General features: G+C 67.7%; 17 protein-coding genes and 1 pseudogene. 4 read left to right on the forward strand and 14 right to left on the reverse strand.

Annotated features, from left to right (window positions below):
- Positions 1-66: 66 nt before the first annotated feature.
- The 6 genes from ribA to ACM6LU_RS24475 are packed head-to-tail and all read right to left on the reverse strand — an operon-like array spanning position 67 to position 4,926.
- Entirely contained in the window at positions 67-675 is a 609-nt protein-coding gene (gene ribA, locus ACM6LU_RS24450) for a GTP cyclohydrolase II (protein ID WP_414940083.1), read from the reverse strand.
- On the reverse strand, positions 672-1,649 hold the full coding sequence (locus tag ACM6LU_RS24455; RefSeq protein ID WP_414940084.1) for a lysylphosphatidylglycerol synthase transmembrane domain-containing protein: 978 nt from the start codon (positions 1,647-1,649) through the stop codon (positions 672-674). Before ACM6LU_RS24455 ends, ribA begins: the two co-directional genes overlap by 4 nt.
- Positions 1,646-2,464, reverse strand: coding sequence for a methyltransferase domain-containing protein (locus ACM6LU_RS24460; protein WP_414940085.1), 819 nt, complete (start codon positions 2,462-2,464; stop codon positions 1,646-1,648). Before ACM6LU_RS24460 ends, ACM6LU_RS24455 begins: the two co-directional genes overlap by 4 nt.
- Complete coding sequence (locus tag ACM6LU_RS24465; RefSeq protein ID WP_414940086.1) at positions 2,461-3,528, reverse strand: glycosyltransferase family 4 protein; 1,068 nt, start codon at positions 3,526-3,528, stop codon at positions 2,461-2,463. The genes ACM6LU_RS24460 and ACM6LU_RS24465 overlap by 4 nt, the downstream gene beginning before the upstream one ends.
- Entirely contained in the window at positions 3,525-3,923 is a 399-nt protein-coding gene (locus ACM6LU_RS24470; RefSeq protein WP_414940087.1) for a 6-pyruvoyl trahydropterin synthase family protein, read from the reverse strand. The genes ACM6LU_RS24465 and ACM6LU_RS24470 overlap by 4 nt, the downstream gene beginning before the upstream one ends.
- A 22-nt stretch (positions 3,924-3,945) precedes the next feature.
- Positions 3,946-4,926, reverse strand: a complete 981-nt coding sequence (locus ACM6LU_RS24475) for a zinc-dependent alcohol dehydrogenase (protein ID WP_414940088.1) — start codon at positions 4,924-4,926, stop codon at positions 3,946-3,948.
- A 140-nt stretch (positions 4,927-5,066) separates the two neighbouring features.
- Between ACM6LU_RS24475 and ACM6LU_RS24480 the strand changes: the two genes are divergently transcribed.
- Positions 5,067-5,771 carry a CDP-alcohol phosphatidyltransferase family protein gene (locus ACM6LU_RS24480; RefSeq protein ID WP_414940089.1) on the forward strand — a complete coding sequence of 235 codons (705 nt, stop codon included), beginning with the start codon at positions 5,067-5,069 and terminating at the stop codon, positions 5,769-5,771.
- Here ACM6LU_RS24480 and ACM6LU_RS24485 read toward each other — a convergent pair whose 3' ends face one another.
- The 3 genes from ACM6LU_RS24485 to ACM6LU_RS24495 all read right to left on the reverse strand — a co-directional run bounded on the left by ACM6LU_RS24485 (position 5,772) and on the right by ACM6LU_RS24495 (position 9,837).
- Positions 5,772-6,134 (reverse strand): tautomerase family protein, encoded by a 363-nt coding sequence (locus ACM6LU_RS24485; protein WP_414940090.1) that lies wholly within the window; start codon positions 6,132-6,134, stop codon positions 5,772-5,774. It lies immediately after the preceding gene.
- 1 nt (position 6,135) lies between these two features.
- Entirely contained in the window at positions 6,136-6,699 is a 564-nt protein-coding gene (locus ACM6LU_RS24490) for a TetR/AcrR family transcriptional regulator (protein ID WP_414940091.1), read from the reverse strand.
- Positions 6,700-7,239: 540 nt separating this feature from the next.
- Entirely contained in the window at positions 7,240-9,837 is a 2,598-nt protein-coding gene (locus ACM6LU_RS24495) for an EAL domain-containing protein (RefSeq protein ID WP_414940092.1), read from the reverse strand.
- Between the two features lie 134 nt (positions 9,838-9,971).
- Here ACM6LU_RS24495 and ACM6LU_RS24500 point away from each other — a divergent pair, with 134 nt between their 5' ends.
- From ACM6LU_RS24500 to ACM6LU_RS24510, 3 genes are all read left to right on the forward strand, one after another.
- Positions 9,972-11,123 (forward strand): beta-ketoacyl synthase N-terminal-like domain-containing protein, encoded by a 1,152-nt coding sequence (locus tag ACM6LU_RS24500; protein ID WP_414940093.1) that lies wholly within the window; start codon positions 9,972-9,974, stop codon positions 11,121-11,123.
- Between the two features lie 97 nt (positions 11,124-11,220).
- Complete coding sequence (locus ACM6LU_RS24505) at positions 11,221-11,886, forward strand: DUF998 domain-containing protein (protein ID WP_414940094.1); 666 nt, start codon at positions 11,221-11,223, stop codon at positions 11,884-11,886.
- Positions 11,887-11,951: 65 nt separating this feature from the next.
- Entirely contained in the window at positions 11,952-12,632 is a 681-nt protein-coding gene (locus ACM6LU_RS24510; protein ID WP_414940095.1) for an AAA family ATPase, read from the forward strand.
- On the opposite strand, the gene ACM6LU_RS24515 is transcribed toward ACM6LU_RS24510, so the two are convergent.
- The 5 genes and pseudogenes from ACM6LU_RS24515 to ACM6LU_RS24535 all read right to left on the reverse strand — a co-directional run bounded on the left by ACM6LU_RS24515 (position 12,539) and on the right by ACM6LU_RS24535 (position 18,076).
- Positions 12,539-12,799 carry a hypothetical protein gene (locus ACM6LU_RS24515; RefSeq protein ID WP_414940096.1) on the reverse strand — a complete coding sequence of 87 codons (261 nt, stop codon included), beginning with the start codon at positions 12,797-12,799 and terminating at the stop codon, positions 12,539-12,541. The two genes, ACM6LU_RS24510 and ACM6LU_RS24515, sit on opposite strands and share 94 nt — an antisense overlap.
- Positions 12,796-13,537: pseudogene (locus ACM6LU_RS24520) on the reverse strand (FAD-dependent monooxygenase). The gene ACM6LU_RS24515 and the pseudogene ACM6LU_RS24520 overlap by 4 nt, the downstream one beginning before the upstream one ends.
- A 163-nt stretch (positions 13,538-13,700) precedes the next feature.
- On the reverse strand, positions 13,701-14,648 hold the full coding sequence (locus ACM6LU_RS24525) for a DNA polymerase domain-containing protein (protein WP_414940097.1): 948 nt from the start codon (positions 14,646-14,648) through the stop codon (positions 13,701-13,703).
- A gap of 70 nt (positions 14,649-14,718) precedes the next feature.
- Entirely contained in the window at positions 14,719-15,234 is a 516-nt protein-coding gene (locus ACM6LU_RS24530; RefSeq protein WP_414940098.1) for a lytic polysaccharide monooxygenase auxiliary activity family 9 protein, read from the reverse strand.
- 229 nt (positions 15,235-15,463) lie between these two features.
- Complete coding sequence (locus ACM6LU_RS24535) at positions 15,464-18,076, reverse strand: CHAT domain-containing protein (protein WP_414940099.1); 2,613 nt, start codon at positions 18,074-18,076, stop codon at positions 15,464-15,466.
- Between the last annotated feature and the right edge of the window lie 346 nt (positions 18,077-18,422).

Below are 18,422 nucleotides of genomic sequence, written 5' to 3' on the forward strand. Positions count from 1 at the left end.
GGACTTTCCCCGCATAAGACGTGGGGAAAGCGCCCTTCACCGCGTGAGACGCGGGGAAAGTCCCCGTCAGCTCCCCACGATCGCGTCCAGGTGCGGCAGGAAGTGATGCATCCGCTCCTGTTTCGTCCGCAGGTACCGCAAATTCTCGTCGTTGGGCATGACCAGCAGCGGCACCCGCTCGCTGATCCGCACACCATGCCGCTTCAGCTCGTCGACCTTTGTCGGATTGTTGGACAGCAGCCGCACCGACCGCACGCCGAGGTCGGTCAGGATCTCCGCCGCCGCACCGTAGTCGCGCGCGTCCACCGGCAGTCCGAGCGCGATGTTCGCCTCGACGGTGTCGAGCCCTTCGTCCTGCAGCCGCATCGCCTTCAGCTTCGCGAGCAGGCCGATGCCTCGCCCTTCGTGCCCCTGGGCGTACACGAGGACTCCGGCGCCTGCCTCGACGATCGCCCGCAGTGCGGCGGCGAGCTGGTCACCGCATTCGCAGTGCATCGAGCCGAACACGTCACCGGTCAGGCATTCCGAGTGGACCCGTGCCAGCGTGTCGAAGCCCGTGACCTCGCCGTGCACCAACGCCATCTGCTCGGTGCCGTCGGCGTCCAGGTACCCGTACGCGCGGAAAAGGCCGTAACGGGTCGGCAGTCTGGTCTCTACGACCCTCTCCACTGTCATCGCGTTTCTCCTATCCGTACGGGTACCCCGAGGCGCGGTGCGGCGGGCGCGTAAAGCCTGACAAAACGGACTAGCACGGCCGCGCCGGGAAGGCTCGCGACGAGCGCGAGCACGCCATAGACGACGGCCACGGTGACGCCCTGCGCCGAGCCGAGCCCGGCCGCGCCGAACAGCAGCGCGCAAACGCCTTCGCGCGGGCCCCAGCCGCCGATGTTCAGCGGCAACCCCATCGCCAGCAGGGCGAGGATCATGAGCGGCACCAGTTCCCCGACCGGCGCGGTGACCCCGGTGGCCCGCGCGGCGACGACGAACAGGGCGAGATGCCCCGCGAGGGTGGCCGCCGAAAGCAGGCTCACGCCGGGCCAGGTCTCCTTGGTCAGCAGGCCGAGCCGGACGTCGGCGAGGGTGACGGCGAAACCGCGGCGCCATTTCGATCCACTGTGGATCCAGTGCTTTCCCGCTGTCAGCCCGGTGATGACGGCCGCGAGGGCGAGAACGACGATCACGATCCCGGCGGTCATGACGACCCCGTCGATCGGCGGCGGCACCACGGAAGGCGTACTGAGCACGACGGCGACCGAAGCGCCGATCACCGCGATCTGCCCGGCCGTCCGCTCCAGCACCACCGCGCGGACGCCGCGCAGGACGTCGCCGGATTGGCGGCCGTGCCGCACGGCGCGGTCGACGTCGCCGAGCATCCCCGCCGGCAGGACGCCGTTGAGGAACAACGCGCGGTAGTACTCGCCGACGGCGTTCCACAGCGACAGCTTGAGACTCAGCCGCCGCGCGACCAGGCACCATCGCCAGGCGCTGAAAAGCGTGGTGGCGAAACCGATTCCGAGCGCGGCGGCGACACCTGTGACGTCGACCTCGCGTAGCCCGTCCAGGAACGCCTTGGTGCCCAGTTGCCAGACGAGCACGGCGAGGATGCCGAGCGCGCCGAGGATCCGCAACCGAGGCCAGAGCCGCTTCATGCCGGTACCACCAGCAGATCCTCATGCTGGATCAGCACGTTCAGCTCGCCTGCCGCACACTGCGCGAGCCGCCACCGCAGGTAGGCGTCGCCGTCCGAGGAAAGCTCCGGCCGCTGCTCGCATGCGGCCCCGACCCAGCCGGTGAGCCATTCCGCGGTCAGCGCGGCCTGATCCGCGCCGAGCCGCCACGGGCTCGGGGCACGCCGCACGGTGGCACCGAGCCGTTCGAAGACCCCGAACGCGACGTCCACCGCGTCGGGGCCGAGCAGCCACCGGCCGCCGGTCACCCGGCGCTGGTGCGCGTTGAAGGCGTCGGAGATCTCGACGTCGAAACTCTCCTTGGGCGACAGCACCACCCGGCCCGAAACGCTCAACGTGAACAACACCGCGCAGCCCGCTTCGACACACGCTTCCGCCAGCTTGGTCATCTCCTCGGCGGTGAGCAGGTCGAGCAGCGCCGAGGCCGCCACCAGCGACGTCCCGGCGAGGTCTGCCGCTCGCAACTCGGTGATGTCCCGCCGTTCGGTGACGACATCGACCTCGCTTCCGTCCAACGCGTGCTCCGGACGGCTCGTGCGGGCCAGCGCGTGCGTGAGCAGGTCTTCGTCTCGGTCGTGCAAAATCCAGCGCTGACGGCCGGGCAGCCGCCGGGCCAGCCAGCGGCCGAGTGACCCGGTACCGCAGCCGAGGTCCCAAATCACGACCTCGTCCTGTGTCCGCAGGAACGCGCGCACGGGCTCGACCAGTTCGGTCGCGCGGGCGGCGGCGTCGGCGTCTTCGCGCAGTCGCAGCCAACTGGGGGCGTACTTGGTCATGCCGCCGTCCTTTCGTTCAGCAGCACGGCGGCGACACCGCGGGCGGTCGCGTCCCAGCCGGTCAGCGTCTCGCGGCGGAGGCGAGCGGAGGCGCGAAGCCGGTCTCGCAGTTCAGGTTCGGTCAGCCAGCGTCGCAGGGCCGCGGCCAGCGCGCTGACGTCCTCCCCCGGGACGAGCAGGCCGGGCACGCTGCCGTCGGGCGCCTGACCGAGCGTGTCCGGCAGGGCGTCGACAGCGGTCACCAGTACCGGGATGCCGTGCGCGAGCGCCTCGGTGACGACCATGCCGTAGGTCTCCGCGCGCGAAGGCAACACAAGGAGGTCTGCGGCGGCGTATGTCGCTTCGAGCGCTTCGCCGGTCCGAGGACCAGTGAGAGTGAACCTGTCGCCGAGAGTGTGTCGCCGCAGGCGCTCGACATAGCGGGTCTCGCGGCGGGCAGCGCCGACGCATTCACAGATCCACGGGAGATCCTTCAACGACTTCAGCGCGTCCGCGAGCAGTCCCTGTCCCTTGCGCGGAGTCACGTTGGCGACGCAGACGAGATGCGTGCCGTCGAGGCTCCCGGACGAGATTTCGGCCTTGTCGACACCAGGCGGCACCACGTGCACGCGATGCGGGGCGAGGTCGTGGTGCTCGATCAGCCGTCGCGCCGCCCAATCACTGGTCGCGACCACGGTCTCGACCGCGCCAAGCGTCTCCCGCTCCAGCCGGTCCAGTTCGGCGGCGAGCGAAGGCGAAAGTCCCGTTTCGTCGGCCAGCGGCAGATGCACCAGCACCGCGATCGACAGCCGCCGCGACGCGGGCACGATCACCTCGGGCACCCCGCAGGCGACCAGCCCGTCGACAAGGACGGCCGAACCTTCGGGCAGTCCGGCGAGCTTGCGCGCCAGTACCTTGCGCGCCTCGGTGTCGGGCCGCGGCCAGTTGCCGCGCACGGCGATCTCGTGGACCTCCACGCCTGTCGCGGCGAGACCGTCGCACAGGCGGCGGTCGTAGACGTTGCCGCCGCTCGGCGCGCTCAGGTCGTCGATGTCGTTGGGCAGGACGACGTGGAGACCACTCACAGCGCACGCTCGTAACTCGCCCACGCGACATGGGATTCGTGCAGCGCGACGGTGATCCCCTCGAGCCCGCGGGCGCTCTCACCGAGCGCTCCCGCGTGGACACGACCGGCGAGCCTGTCGGCGATGACCTTCGCCAGGAACTCCGTCGACGTGTTGATCCCGGCGAACTCCGGCACGTCGTCGAGGTTGCGGTAGTTCAGGTCGGCGAGCGCCGCTTTGAGCTCTTCGGTCGCCTTGCCGATGTCGACGACGATGTTGTCGGCGTCCAGTGTGGACCGGCGGAACGTCGCGTCCACCACGAAGGTCGCGCCGTGCAGTTTCCGCGCGGGTCCGAAGACCTCGCCCTGGAAGCTGTGGGCCACCATGACATGGTCGCGGACGGTGATGCTGAACAACGGACCTCCTCCGATAGTGCGGCTACCGCGTGTCCTCCCCGTGATACGTGACACGGAGGCAGAGCGTTCCTGGTTCATTCGCGGCCAGCCGCCCCACGACGTCCGGCAGCTCACCGAACCGGCATTCCCCGCTGACCAGCACCTTAAAGGCGGGGTCCGACAAAATGTGCAAAGCGAGAGCCAGGCGGTCGCCGTAGCTTCGGTTCGTGCGGCGAGCGGGCGAGACCATGCCGACCTGGCTGGAGCGGATCGCCAGCCGTCGTGAGTGGAAGTTCTCGCCGAGCGGGATGCTGACGCGGCGGTCGCCATACCAGCTCAGCTCGACGACCTCGCCCTCCGGCGCGAGCAGTTCCAGCGAGCGCGCCAGCCCGGCCTCGGTAGCGCTGGCGTGCACGACGAGGTCGCAGTCGCCCAGCGCGTCCTCCGGTGCCGAGAAGTCGACACCGAGCGCTTCGGCGATCTTCGCGCGCTCCGGGTCGACGTCGATCAGCTGGACCCGGGTCGCCGGGAAACCCGCCAGCAGTTTCGCGACGCTGCTGCCGACCATGCCGGCACCGACCACCGCGATCCGGTCGCCGAGCTTCGGCGCCGCGTCCCAGACGGCGTTGACCGCGGTCTCGATCGTCCCGGCGAGGATCGCGCGCTCCGGCGGCACCCCGCGCGGCACCGGCGTGACGGCCGACGCGGGCACGACGTAGCGGGTCTGATGCGGATAGAGACAGAACACGACTTGCCCGACGAGCCCGTCCGGACCTTGTTCGACCACACCGACATTGAGGTAGCCGTACTTGACCGGACCGGGGAAATCGCCTTCCTGGAACGGCGCGCGCATGGCTTCTCGTTGACTCGGCGGGACCTCGCCGCGGAAGACGAGCGTCTCGGTACCCCGGCTCACGCCGGAGTACAGGGTGCGGACCAGCACCTCGCCGTCTCCGACCGAAGGGAGCGTGACCGGCCTGAGCTCGCCGTCACCGGAACCACTGAACCAGAAGGCGCGTTCCATCGTGTCCTCTCGTATCGGACCTCCGAGACGGGTCTTCCATCTTGTCCATTCACATCGGACCTTCGAGACGGGTCTTCCATCTTGTCCATTCACATCGGACCCTGGAAACGGGTTCGCCGTCACCATAACGAGGAGGCCTCGTGATCAACCCCGGAATCTTCCTGGGGATTTTCGTCCAGCTGGCCTTGCTGGGGACGCTGGACGCCGTCACCGGTCTGGGCCCGCTGGGCTGGATCGCCGGAGCGGCCTACGGCGTCGCCGTCGGCGGATTCCTGACCTACGGCCTGAACCGGAGCACCGCGCGCTCCCTCGGCCCGGCCGACGCCGTCACGCTCGGGCGCTCCGGGCTGGTCGGCTGTGTGACCGCGCTCGTCGTCGACACCGCGGGCCGGGAGACCGTCACGATGGTCGTCATCGCGTCGGTCGCGCTCGCACTGGACGCCGTCGACGGCCAGGTAGCGCGCCGTACCGGAACGGCGTCACCCCTCGGCGCGCGTTTCGACATGGAAATCGACGCGTATCTGATCCTGATCCTGAGCGTGGTCGTCGCCCAGTCGCTGGGCCCTTGGGTGCTCACGATCGGCGCGATGCGCTACGTCTTCGTCGCCGCGAGCCGGCTGTGGCCGTGGTTGAACAGCCCGCTGCCGCCGAACATGGCGCGGAAAACGGTCGCGGCGGTGCAGGGCATCGCGCTGGTCGCGGTGGTTTCGACGATCCTGCCACTTTGGGCCGGTTTCGCGGTCACGCTGGGCGCGCTGGGACTGCTGACGTGGTCTTTCGGGCGCGACACGTGGTGGCTGCTGGAGCGGCACGCCTTCGCCGCCACTCCCGCCGAGGTCGCGTGATCACGCGTACTGGGCTTCGCCGTTCCCGAACGACCAGTTGATCAGTTCCGTCTCGTTGATCGTCACAAGCACATTCCGCGGCTCCGTCCCCGCGTACTCCTCGGCGAGTTCCGCGATCCGCCGGTACAGCGCCCTCTTCCGCTCGTCGGTGCGGCCCGGTCGCATGGTGATCGCGACGAACACGACCCCCTCGTCCCGGTGAATTCCCAGGTAGTCGTCGTACTTGAGGGTGCTCCGGCCGTTCAGGACCTGGAAGCGGTCGTCGGCCGGGATGTCGAGCGTCTCGACCATCGCGTCGTGGACGGCGTTGCCGAGGGCTTCGAGCTTTTCGGTTCCCAGTGCGTCGATGCGAACGAAGGGCATGTCAGTTCTCCTTGGCGGCGAGTAGTCCGAGTGCACCCTCGACGGCCTTCGCGAACACGTCCGGGGACCCGGCGGCGCGAGCGAGGACGTAACCGCCCTGCAAGACCGCGACCAGCGCGGTCGCCGTGGCGGCGGGGTCGAGCGAGGCGTCGAGTTCGCCGGTCGCGCGGCCCTCGTCGAGCAGTTCGGCGAGACGGCCCGTGACCCAGCCGAAGGTCTCCTCGACCGGCCTTCGCAGGTCCGGATCGGCCATCACGTCGGGGTCCTGGGTGAGCCTGCCGACCGGGCAGCCCTTGAGTGCGTCGCGCTCGCGGCGCAGGTAGGCGGAAATCCGTTCGATGACCGTGCCGGGCCCACTGAACTCGGCCTCCGCCTTGACCCGCAGATCGTCGGCGTTGCGGCCGATCGCGGCGAGCGCGAGTTCGGACTTGCCCTGGAAGTGGTGGTACATGCTGCCCTGGCCGGCGCCGGAGCGCTCCTGGATCGCCTTCGGGCTGGTGCCGACGTACCCGCGCTCCCACAGGAGCTCGCGAGTGCTCTCGATGAGCTGTTCCCTCTTGTCCACCCCGATACCGTACATACTAGTAGGTACAGAGACAAGCCGACAGCGCTGCAGCAAGGGACCTTTGCTATCACTTCGCGCTCATCCGCAGGTCCGGGTGCTCGCGGTCCGTGAAGGCCTCCTCCCCATCCTCAAGGTCAGGGTCCCGGCAAAGTCGCAGCTGCTGGTCAGCGCTGCTCTCGGCAGTCCGGACTTGATATCGCCAGTGCCTGCCAGGGTCAGTGGGGAGGATTGGGGACGTTGAACGTCCGAAATCTTCCCCGCTCGGCTTGTGCCGGGGTTCCTTGGGGGAGGCATGTCCCTCAGGCTCTGTTGATCGAACTCCGCGACGAATAACCGCCCGACCTTTAAGACCTCGGCTTTGCCGGGACCCCTACCCTCGAAGTAGGGAAGGAGGTCTTCACGAACCACGAGTTCGCCACATCGGCCTCCGTGATTCCAAGTGTCACGACCGAGTCGCGGGAAGCCCCTTCACCTACCTGGGCGACACGTTGACAGCATCACCGGCGGATCGACGACGGCGACGGAGGCGAGCCGCCTGGTTCATCGCACGACGTGGGCGTACGCGGACTTCAGGTCCTCCACCGGACCCGCCGGCGCGACCAGCGGCCCTTTCGCCCAGTCGCAGCCGAGTTCGTGCAGCACTTCCAGTTGCCGCGCGGTCTCGACGCCTTCGGCGACCACCACGAGGTCGACGGCGTGCGCCATCGCCATGATTCCGGCGACGATCGGCTCGGCGTCAGTCGACCTTCCCAGATCGGCCACGAACGACCGATCGATTTCGATCACGTTCAGATCGAGGCGGCACAGTTGGGCGAGCGAGGAATACCCGGTGCCGAACCGTTCCGCGGTCACCTTGACCCCGGTCTTCCGCAACGCGTCGACGGCGTCGGCCGCGTCCTTCAGTGCCGTTTCGTCGACGTCGAGACAGAGATCTTGCGGCACCAGCCCTGCGGCCTCCAGAGTTGTCTGGACCAGTTGCAGCAACGTGGGATCACCCAGTTGGCGCACCGACAGGCTCACGTTCACATTACAGTGCACACCATGATCGACACGCCATCGGGAGATCTCACCGGCGGCCGTGGAAAGGACCTCCGCACCGATGATGGTCAAGAGATCGCCGTCGTCGGCGATCTCGACCAATTCCGCCGGATCGATCGGTCCGCGGACAGGGTGATCCCAGCGGGACTTCGCCTTCACCGCGACCATGTCGCCGGTCCGCAAATCGACGACGGGCTGATAAACGGTCTCGATCAGGCCTTCCGCGACGGCGTTCCGCAGATCCTGCTCCAGGATGAAACGGTCCTGTACCCGTTCCCGCATGATCGGCGCATAGAACGCGTAGCGGCCGGGTCCGAATGTTTTCGCTTGATACATCGCCAAATCGGCGTCTTCCAGCAATTCATCGGCACTGCGGGTATCACCGGGTTCGGCGATCACTATTCCGATACTCGTATTGATATACAGTTCGCGGCCGTACACGGTGAGCGATTCGGCGAGATGGCGCTGGAGGTGATCGGCCAGCGCCCGCACCTCGGCGTCTTCGGCAAACCCGGTGGTGATGACCAGGAACTCGTCCCCGCCGAGCCGCCCGACCAGGTCCGAAGGCCCGGCGACGGCCCGCAGCCGCTCCCCGATGATGCGCAGCACCTGGTCGCCGACGGTATGGCCGAGCGAGTCGTTGATGATCTTGAACTTGTCGAGGTCGATGAACATCACCGTGGTCGTGCGTGCCGGATCGGCCATCGTGCGACGCAGATGGTTCAGCGCGAACGTGCGGTTCGCGAGCCGGGTCAGCGGATCGTGGGTCGCCTCGTAGGCCAGCCGCTCACTGATCGCGCGCCGTTCGGTGATGTCGGCGAAAGAGGTCAGCACCGAGGGCACGCTCTGCCCCGGCGCCATCAGCGGGCCGGAGGTCAGCGAAAGCCACCGGTGTGCGCCGTCGCGCCGCCGCACCTGCACGACCCGTCCGGTTTCGACCTTCCCGGAACGCCGCACGCGCGCGGACGGCAGGTCGTCGACGGGCACCGGGACGCCGTACTCGTCGTACAACCGCAACGCCCGGCTCTCCAGGCCGACCAGGGATCCCGCCGGCACGCCGGAGATCCGGTGCGCCGCGGAGTTCGCCAGCTCGATCCGCCCGCCGGGGCCGACCACCAGCACCCCTTCGTCGAGCGTTTCGACCACGGTGGCGAATTCGGCTTCGGCCCGGCGCTGCGCGGTCTCGTCGGCGCACAGCAGCACGTAGCCGTCGAACATCTCGGCCGCGGAGACCCGCACCGCCAGTGCCGTGCCGTCGGCGCTGAAATGCGTGGCCTGTACGACACCGCCCGCCGCGACGACCTGCCGCGGACTCATCGGCGCGCCGACGACCTCGGCCACCGGGACACCGATGACCTGGTCGAGTTCATGTCCGTAGACGGCCTCGGCCGCCGGGTTCCAGCTCGTCACCAGCCCGTCGGGCGAGGTCGCGATGATCGCGTCACTCGCGTGACCGACCAGCGCGGCCTGAAACCGCAAACCGGCTTCAGCCGCCTTCTGCGTGGTCAGATCGCGCATGATCACCTGATAGGCGGGTTTGCCCTCCCAGGTGGTGAGCACCGCCTGGGATTCGACATCGAACTTGCGGCCCTGCAGGGTCCGCAGTGTCATTTCGGTCGGCTCACTGAACGAACCCGGCTCGGCCAGCGCGCCGATCCGCTCCAGCAGCGCGTCCAACGAGCCGGCGTCGACCACGTCCATGATGTGCAGCCCGATGAGTTCGGTGGACACCTTCGCACCGAGGAACCGCATCGTGGCCGAGTTCACGAACACGAATTTGCCGCGCTGATGGACGCAGATCCCATAGGGGCTCGCCTCGACCATCGTGAAGTATTGGGTGCCCAAAGTCCCGCCGTCGGAATTTTGCTCCAAAAGGCGGTACCCCTTGCCGAGAAAGGCAAGGGCGGGGTCGCCGCGATGATCCCTCTCGGCGGACAACTCGGTCAGCAAACGGACGAGCGACGTATGCCGGTCAGCCGCCCCACAGGCCGGGTCGGGCTTTCCAACCGTGCAGGTCGTGGTGCCGTTCGCTGGCGAGGAATCCTGATCCGAAGGCCGGTGGGTGTCGGGAGTCCCACCGTCGAGATCGTCAGGATCCATGTGATCCAAACCCCCTACTCAACTGATGTAGCTTCCGATTAGATCACTAAATCGACGTAGTCGTCCTCCTCGGCCAGCTGATCGGTGTGGCTTATCCACACCGGCGCCGACGAAATGTAGTTGAAGGGAAACACGTGCGGAGCAAAACCGACATCTGCGGCATCGGCGCCGTGACCGCCTACGGCTGGGGGCGCGAATCGTTGTGGGAAGGCCTCGCGAGCGGCGTTCCCGGCCCCCAATTCACCGAAGGCTTCGGGGAGACCCCGGAATTGCCAGGCTGGGTCGGGCGGATCGCCGACGGCGGCAGGCCGAGGGACGGCAATCTGCACGGCCGCGCCCTGCTCGCCGCGGCACGGGAAGCGATCGAAGACGCCGGTGCGCGGGGCTGGTCACCCGGCCGACGGGTCGGCGTCGTTTCCGGCGGTGTCCGGGAAGACCAGCGGACTTGGGACAGGTTCGTCCTGCTCGGCGAAAAGCTGATGTTCCGCCGGGAATTCATCGGCATGATGCCCTCGACCCCGATCTCCGTGCTGATGGCGGAGTTCGGCTTCCGCGGCCCCTCGATGATCACGTCCGCGATGTGTGCGACCGGAGGCGCCGCGATGCTCACCGCGAAGATGTGGCTGGACGCGGGATACGCCGACGATGTCGTGGTGGTCACCACCGATCTGTCCGCACTCCGGCCGATGGTGCGCAACTTCGTGCACTGCGGGGTGGCGGTCACCGACGCGCCGCCACTCGACGCGTGCCGCCCTTTCCAAGAGGGCACGCGGGGTTTCACCTTCTCCGAGGCCGCGGTCGCGATGGTGCTGACCCGGCAGAAGTCCGACTCGTACGCGACCGTGCGGGGTGGCGCCATGGCGCACGAAGCGCATAACGCGATAGCGCTCGACCCCGACCCGACGACCGCGATCACCGCGGTGACCGACGCACTGGAGAACGCGGACGCCGCCGCGACGGACGTCCGGTACATGAACTCGCACGGAACAGGCGCGAAACTCTGCCACCGCACGGAATCCCAAATCCTCGAAGCGGTCTTCCCGCGCAGCACGGAGATCTACTCGATCAAACCGCTGACCGGCCACACCCAGTCGGCCAGCGCGCTGACCGAGATCGCGACGACCTGTCTCGCCGCGCAGCGCGACCTGATCCCGGCACCGAAACCGGTGGCGGACGGGCATCCGCAGCTGATGGACGGGCCGTCCCGGCCCGAAAGCGGGCTCACCGTGAAGACGTCGATCGGGATGGGCGGCTACGTCACCGCTGTCGTCTTGGACACCGCGTAGATAACACACGGTACCAACATAGTCACGAAGTGTCATTATCCGTGCTGAAGTGGTCAATACTCCTCGGTAGCGACAAGCACTGAGCACGGAGGCGGCCATGAGCGCGAAAACGGCATCCGACAATCTCGTCCACAACTACCTGTTCTTGCGGCGTGCCATCGGTTTCCTCGGGATCGGACTGCCCTTCGTGCTGATCTTCGGGAAGCTCGCCGTCGACGGCGGTGGCCTGCTCAACTCGATCAGCGGCTACTACTACTCGGGGATGCGTGACGTCTGGGTCGGCATCATGTGCGCCATCGGCGTCTTCCTGTTGTCCTACCGGGGTTACGGCCGGATCGACGACATCGCCGGGAACATCGCGGCGGTGGCCGCGGTCGGGGTGGCGCTCTTCCCCACCACGCCGTCGAACGGCGACCGCACGGACGAGATCATCGGCCTGCTGCATCTCGCCTCCGCCTCGGTGTTCTTCCTGACACTGGCGTTCTTCTGCATCGTGCTGTTCACCAAGTCCGACAAGGAGATCCCCGGCGCCCGCAAGCTCGAACGGAACCGGCTGTACGTCGCTTCGGGCGTGATCATGCTGGTGTGCCTCGCGTTGATCGTGCTCTGCGGCCTAATCTTCGACGACATGACGAAGGCGCTTTACCCGGCGCTGTGGCTGGAATCGGTGGCGATCCTCGCGTTCGGTGTCGCCTGGCTCGCCAAGGGCGGGACGCTGCTGCCGGACAAGACAGCGAAGGCGGGGACGCGGGTAACGGCCTGACCTGCACCGGAGCCGAACGGATCAAGGTAAGGAACCTTTGTCATCGGCCGGGTCGTTGACGCCTTATGACTGAGCGCATCGCACTCCAGCTCGGCCGCCGCGATCTCCTGGTGGTCGCGGGAATTCCCGGGGCGGGCAAGACCACCTTGCTGGCCAGGGCGGCGACCGGCGCGATGCCGGTGCTCGATTCCGACCGGGTCCGCGCGAAGCTGCGCGAACGACTACCCGCCGCGCTGCCGTACCGGTTCTACCGGCCGCTCGTCCATCTGTGGCATCGCGCGCGGGTCGTCGGGTTCGCGCTGGCGGACAACGGCCCGCTGGTCGTGCACGAGCCGTCGACCCGTGCGACGACCCGCGGGCTGCTGGCCCTGCTCGGCCTGCTGAGCCGCCGCCCGGTGCGGCTGCTGTGGCTCGACGTCTCGCCAGAGGAGGCCCGTGCGGGCCAGATCGCGCGCGGGCGCGTCATCCGGCCGCATTCGTTCAGCCGCCACGTCAGAAGGGCCGAGAAGCTGCGCCGTGAACTGCGGAACGGCTGGGTCCCGGCGGGCTGGCACGGCGCGCGAATGGTGACCAGGGAGGTCACCGGGGCACTGCGGTTCGTCACCGAGGAAGAGCCGGGGAGAGACCGCTCGAACGACATCCGGCTCGCGCCTCACCGGCGGGTGGCTCGCAGCAGCGCGACGTCCAGCGGCAGGCCGTGCACCGAGTTCAGTTCGAACCCCGCGCCCGCCGGCAGCCCGCGATAGTGCCCGGTGGCGCGCTCGCGGCCGCCGTCAGATACCCACGAGCTTTCGGCGAAGAAGTCCTGGTGCGCACGGGAAATCCGCAGGCTCTCCAGCCGCGCGTCCCGCAGGGCTCGCTGGAAGACGGCCTCGTCGTCGTAACCTGCCGGAGTGTGCAGGAGGTTGATCATCCAGTGCGAGAATTCTGCGCCCGCCAGATCCGCGGCAGACACGCCGCGGAATACCGATCAAGCGGTGTCGTGTCGCCCTCGTCGTGAGCGGTGATCAAGGCACTGGCGAGAATCTCGGCCTCCATCAGCGCGAGATTCGCGCCTTTCGCCGCCGAAGGGCTGATCAGGCTCGCCGCGTCACCCGCGAGGAACAGGTTCCCGCGCTGGATCGTGTCCATCACGTGCGAACCCAGGTCCACGATGCGGCGCTCGATGATGGCGCCCTGTTTCAGCGGGCCGTAGTGATCGGCGCGCATCCGCAGGTGCAGTTCGTCCCAGATCCGGTCGTCCGTCCAGCTTTCCGGATCCTCGCCGCCGCGCGGGACTTCGAGGTAGTAGCGCGTCACCGTCGACGTCCTCGCCATATGCCCGGCGAATCCGCGTTCGTGCATCGCGTACCCGACCGTCGCAACCGGCGATGTACTCGGCACGCAAGAGAACCTCATCGGCGATGACGGTGGCGTCCGTCCCCGACACCGACGACACCTCGGCCCCGAACTTGATCTCCCCACCGCGGGCGAGGAATTCCGCGATCAGATCGATGACCGGGAATTGCTGCGGATAGACGGAGTGCACCTCGCCCGCGCCCAGCTCGCTGTACTTGAGTTCGAATTCCGCCTGCTCATTACGGAAAGCGCAGGTGTCGTGCCGGACACCGTTACGGAGAAGCCCGTCGGCGAGTCCGTTCTCCTCAAGCACACAACACTGTTCGCGGCAAGAAACCCTGCCCTGGCACGCTTTTCGACATGCTCACGGCTCTGCCGCACCCACGATCAGCACATCAGCGTCGTTCTTTCCCACGAAGGCCCCCAGAACCGCCCTGCGGTCCGAGGTACACAAAACGCTTTGAGCGGGTGCGTGTTCAGCCCTTCTGGGCACGCAATCGTGCCCGGCGTTTCCCTTCGTGCATCGCCACGACACGGGCGACGGGAATCGTGTGCCCCTGTTCGACGAGATCGGCGGGCAGGGCCTGCGGTTCGGGCATCGCCTCGGCCCACGGATCCCTGTCCCCGAGAAGAGCGGGCGCCGTGAAGACGGTGAAGTCGGCGGGGAGCACGTTCGCCAGGTCGTCCCAGGCCACCGGGAACGACACCGGCAACCCCGGCCGCAACCGCGGGCTGTACGCCGCCGCGACCGTGTTGCTTCCCGCCCGCGTCGAGTCGAGGTACACCTTCCCCTCGCGGTCTTCCACGATGTACGCGGTCGTCGCGACGGCAGGATCGACCTGTTCCGCGCGAGCGGCGAGCGCACGGGTCGCGGCCGCGACGTCGTCGAAGGCCTGCCCCGGCACCAGCGGGACGAAGATGTGCACTCCCTTGGACCCACTGGTTTTCGCGGCCCCGTCGAGACCGGAATCCGCGAGGGCCAGCCGGACCAGCCCCGCGGCCTTCACGACGTGCGCGAAATCGTCGCCCGCGGGCGGATCGAGGTCCAGGACGAGATGGGTCGGGCCCGTTACGTCGCCCGCGTGCATCAGCGTCGGGTGGTACTCGACGGCACGCTGGTTCGCGAACCACAACAATGTGCGGCGGTCGTCGCACAGGGCGTACGACACCTGCCGCTTCGAGGTCTCCGCCCACATCCCGTACCGCTTCACCCAGTCGGGTGTGTATTTGGGCAGGTTCTTCTGCATGAACGGGTCCTGGCCGCGCAGGACGCGGATCACCGACAGCGGCCGGTTCTCCAGTACCGGGAGAATGCGGCCCGCGACGGCGTCCAGGTAGTCGACCAGGTCGCGTTTGGTCGCGTCCTCGAACAACGGCTGGTCGAGGTTGGTCAGCTTGACCCCGTCGCGCTCGTCATCGCTCATGGGGTGAGCCTAAAGGCTCGTGAGCGGTAAGGACGGTTGGAGCCGTCCTTACCGCTCACGAATTCAACCCTTAACTAATGTTGGCGTCGATGCAGGCGTAGAACGCGTTCGCCGTGTCGTAGACGTTCCAGCGGGCGAGGATCTTGTGCCGCCCGCTCTGCTGAAGGTTCACGCTGTGCGTGACCGTGGCACCCGGCTGTGCACCGCCGTCGTTGACGGTCGCGACCTTGGCGCCGTCGACGAAGTACTCCCACGTGCTGGTGCGGTGGCGAGCCGTGATCGTCCACCGGAACGTGGTGGTACGGCCGAGGGAATGCACCTTCCAGCCCTTGCTGTCGTCGTTGAGATCAGCGAAACGGCCGACGCCACCGTGACAGCTCGTGAGCCCCTTGGGCCCTTCGACACTTTGCGGTTCCCATTTGATGGAACCACAGGAAACGGTGTTCTGGGCGCACTGCGCCTGCCTGCTAGCCGGTGAGGAAACGTAGCCGTGTGCGCTGGCGGTTCCCGCCGGGATCGCGACCAGAACAGCCGGCACCATTGCCGCACCTGCCGCCAGGGTCAAAAGCCTTCGTTTGAAGCTCATGCCTACCCCTTTCGACACCCACCGCTGACCCGGTGGCAGAACCGTCAGCTGACACGAGGTTCTTGGGCCACAGCGAGCGAAAACCATATGACGGTTGGGACCACATCCGCCAAAGCATCAAGCAGGCGGATGTGGTCTAGACCATAATTGGTTCAGACGACTTGGTCAAGAGTAACCAACCGGGCACTCGCCCTCGTGAAGATCGAACAGGGGTTGTCAAGGCGTGCGATCAGCCCGCACCCAAACAGACGAACGGTCGCCGGAACGGATCAACCGCGACGGTGTCCGCCAAGGCCGTCGCCGGTCCGGCGCCTTCGGCGAGTCCGCGGTGGTAGTCGTCCATCGCGGCCGCGGCGGCCTCGTCACCGACTCGGCTCAACGGCGCGATCACCGTCCGCGAGCCGCTCGCGAGCAGCGCGCTGGCGAATCCGAGGACTTCGTCGCCGGGACGGATCCGGTTCAGCGCCAGTTCACACGCCGCGAAGACGACCTGCGACGGCGGCTGCGCGAGCCCGGCCATCTCATGCGCGAAGAGGGTGCCGTCGGCCAGTTCCAGCCGGGAGAACAAAGCGTTCTCGGGCTCGTGCGCGCCGTGCGCGGCGAGGTGCGCGAGCTTCGCGCCGTCCAGCGCGCGCAGGACCGACTTCACCGTCGCCTCGGCACCGGTCAACGTGTGCGCCGTCCGGTAGTGCGTGGCGAGCTTGTCCAGTTCACCCCTGTTCCCGACGAGGCCGGGACCGCGCACGAGAACGACTTTCCGCGCGCGTGACGCCGTCGAGCGCTCCGCGCCCAGCCATGCCGTCGCCGACGGAGCGACGACGATCGGCCGCGACCGCAACGACGGCAGCACCCCCCACGGGACGGCGTACAACGGCCCGGTCGGCACGACGACCAGGCCGCGGTCCCCGAGCAGCTCCTCCAGTGGCCGGATCAGCTGGACGTCGAGCCGCTCGGCCTGCTTCCGCGCCGAACCGAGCACCGACTGGACCAGTGGCGCGGCCAGCTGATCCGGCGCGAGGGCGTCGAGGTCGACGTTCAGCATCCGCGCGGACTCCGCCGCCCGCGCCGCCGAGCCGAGCCGCACCAGTTCGCACCGTCCGCCGGCGACCACCACGACCACCAGGTCGTCTCCGGAGGACGCGAAACTCACCAGCGCGCGTTCGCCAAGCTCGTCGGCGACCTCCGCGAGCCGCGCGATCGGCCTCGGCCTGCCCCTGCGTCCGGTGTGCCACCCGTGCCGATGCGCGTCACGCAACCGCTCGGCGTGTTTCGCCCGCAAGGCCGCCGTGGGATGCCCGTCGTGCTGCGCTTGGTGGATCGCCTGGTCGAGACCCCTGACCTCACCGACCCGCTCGGCGAGATCCGGATCGGTCGCCGCAACAGGTTCGTACCGGTAACTTTGCGCGCGAGTCCGTTCCGTCCAGCCGAACAACCGGGCCGCGTCGGCCCGCTCGAGCACGATCTTGACGGCGAGGTCCGCCAGCTCCCTGCCGTGCAACGCCGTCCCGGACACCAGCTCGAGGCCGCCCATCCGGTCGCGGACCCGATCGAGTTCGGTGAGCCCGGCCCGGATCTCGGCCAGCGCCCTGGTCTTGTCCCCCTCCGCGACCGCGAGTTCCGCACGGCAAAGGCGCCGCAGCATCCGGTAGTCGACGGAAGTCAGCCGCCCCGGCCGCGGAATCCGCGTCATCAAGTCGGCGGCACGCTTGCGCTTTCCCTTCCGCAGCTCGACCCGGACGGCCAGCATGCGCGCCAGCGCCGCCTGATCGGCGAGCCGCGGCATCGGCATCCCGTTCGCCGCGCGCACCGCGCGAGCGGTCAGGGTGAGCGGGATTTCGTTGGTACGCAAAGCATCCCGTACGTCAGCGCGAAGACCGACGATCGTCGCGTTGGCGACGCAGGTCTGACATCCCCAGCGGAGCATCCTGCGCCGCGCCGACGCGGCGTAACCACGGGCGAGTTCGAGATCGTCGCTCATCAGGGCGGCGGAGGCCCGGTACAACTCCACGTCGGCGAGGTCGCGGGTGATACTGGTCTGCTCACGCATCATCACCAGTACGTCATCGAGGTGACTGGCCGCCTCGTCGGCGAGCCCCGCGGCGAGCAGCGCCTTTCCCTGCTCGAGACGTAGAATCGGGTGGATTTCGACGTCGAGAGCCCGATAGATTCTTTCACTTTCTTCGTAAAGTCTCAGCGCGACGGGAACATTTCCGATCCTCAGCTCGAGCGAACCGAGCGGCCGCCGGACGTCCGCCGCCTGCAATCGCAGTTCGTACTTCTCCGCGATATCCATCGCGTGAGTCAGATCCTCGCGAGCCCTGCCGACATCACCCAGACGCGTATACGCGAGCCCGCGAGTGATCATCGTGCCCAGGTACGGGCCGAGCAGGGGAACCGGATCCGGCGCCGAGTCGAGAACGAACTCCTTGTGCTCCATCGAGGTGTCGAAGTAAGCGATGCCTTCTTCGTTCCGGCCGACGGCCATGAGCAGGAGTCCATAGTTGTGATCGATGGCGCCGCTCAGTTCCGCGCGCAGTTTCGGATCGCCCACCTCGTCGAGGAGAGACCGCACTTCGTCCAGCTCGGCCAGCCCGGCGGCGACCGCGCCCCCGGTCTCGGTACCGAGCGCGACGAGTGAGTTCGTGAGCCGGATACGAGCGGCCAGCCATTCCCGCCGAGCACCTTCATCGGCGGGATCCACCGAATCGAGCACCGACATACCCCGGTGGAGCAGCTTCAACCCTTCACGTGGCCGCGAGGAACAGACAGCGTCGACGCCTGCCCGCTGGAGGGCACGCGCTTTGCGGATGGCCTCGGTGACGCCGAGTTCTGTTACAGCCACTGGCCTATGACAGCACAGTCCGTAGCCGAAAAGCCGCCCACCCGCCGAGGATCACCTCGACGGGCGGAGCGAAATTTCGGCTCACCCGGTCAGTTCCCCGGAGGCGGGGTCTGGATGCAGCCGCCGGAGCAATCCATCAGCCGGTTGAGGTAGTGCTCACAATCCGGGCTGTGCTCGTGTGGAGGCAGGTCAGGCGTGGGCCGAGCCGGGTCGACCGGCTCCTCTTCGCCAATGGGATCCATGACGTCCGTAGGCGTCGACATATAACGATCTCCTCCCCTGATGATCCTTCTTTTGTCGTGCCAGGCGACCCCGTCGCACCGAGTCCCCTCGAATCGCAGGCCCT

Origin of the sequence: Amycolatopsis sp. cmx-11-51 (genome assembly GCF_047608665.1) — a bacterium.
Taxonomy (GTDB): domain Bacteria; phylum Actinomycetota; class Actinomycetes; order Mycobacteriales; family Pseudonocardiaceae; genus Amycolatopsis.

Excerpts from the sequence above, each read along its gene's own strand:
- ribA (WP_414940083.1), bottom strand. The coding sequence starts at position 675 with ATGACAGTGGAGAGGGTCGTAGAGACCAGACTGCCGACCCGTTACGGC.
- ACM6LU_RS24455 (WP_414940084.1), bottom strand. The coding sequence starts at position 1,649 with ATGAAGCGGCTCTGGCCTCGGTTGCGGATCCTCGGCGCGCTCGGCATC.
- ACM6LU_RS24460 (WP_414940085.1), bottom strand. The coding sequence starts at position 2,464 with ATGACCAAGTACGCCCCCAGTTGGCTGCGACTGCGCGAAGACGCCGAC.
- ACM6LU_RS24475 (WP_414940088.1), bottom strand. The coding sequence starts at position 4,926 with ATGGAACGCGCCTTCTGGTTCAGTGGTTCCGGTGACGGCGAGCTCAGG.
- ACM6LU_RS24485 (WP_414940090.1), bottom strand. The coding sequence starts at position 6,134 with ATGCCCTTCGTTCGCATCGACGCACTGGGAACCGAAAAGCTCGAAGCC.
- ACM6LU_RS24495 (WP_414940092.1), bottom strand. The coding sequence starts at position 9,837 with ATGGATCCTGACGATCTCGACGGTGGGACTCCCGACACCCACCGGCCT.
- ACM6LU_RS24505 (WP_414940094.1), top strand. The coding sequence starts at position 11,221 with ATGAGCGCGAAAACGGCATCCGACAATCTCGTCCACAACTACCTGTTC.
- ACM6LU_RS24510 (WP_414940095.1), top strand. The coding sequence starts at position 11,952 with ATGACTGAGCGCATCGCACTCCAGCTCGGCCGCCGCGATCTCCTGGTG.
- ACM6LU_RS24515 (WP_414940096.1), bottom strand. The coding sequence starts at position 12,799 with ATGATCAACCTCCTGCACACTCCGGCAGGTTACGACGACGAGGCCGTC.
- ACM6LU_RS24525 (WP_414940097.1), bottom strand. The coding sequence starts at position 14,648 with ATGAGCGATGACGAGCGCGACGGGGTCAAGCTGACCAACCTCGACCAG.
- ACM6LU_RS24530 (WP_414940098.1), bottom strand. The coding sequence starts at position 15,234 with ATGAGCTTCAAACGAAGGCTTTTGACCCTGGCGGCAGGTGCGGCAATG.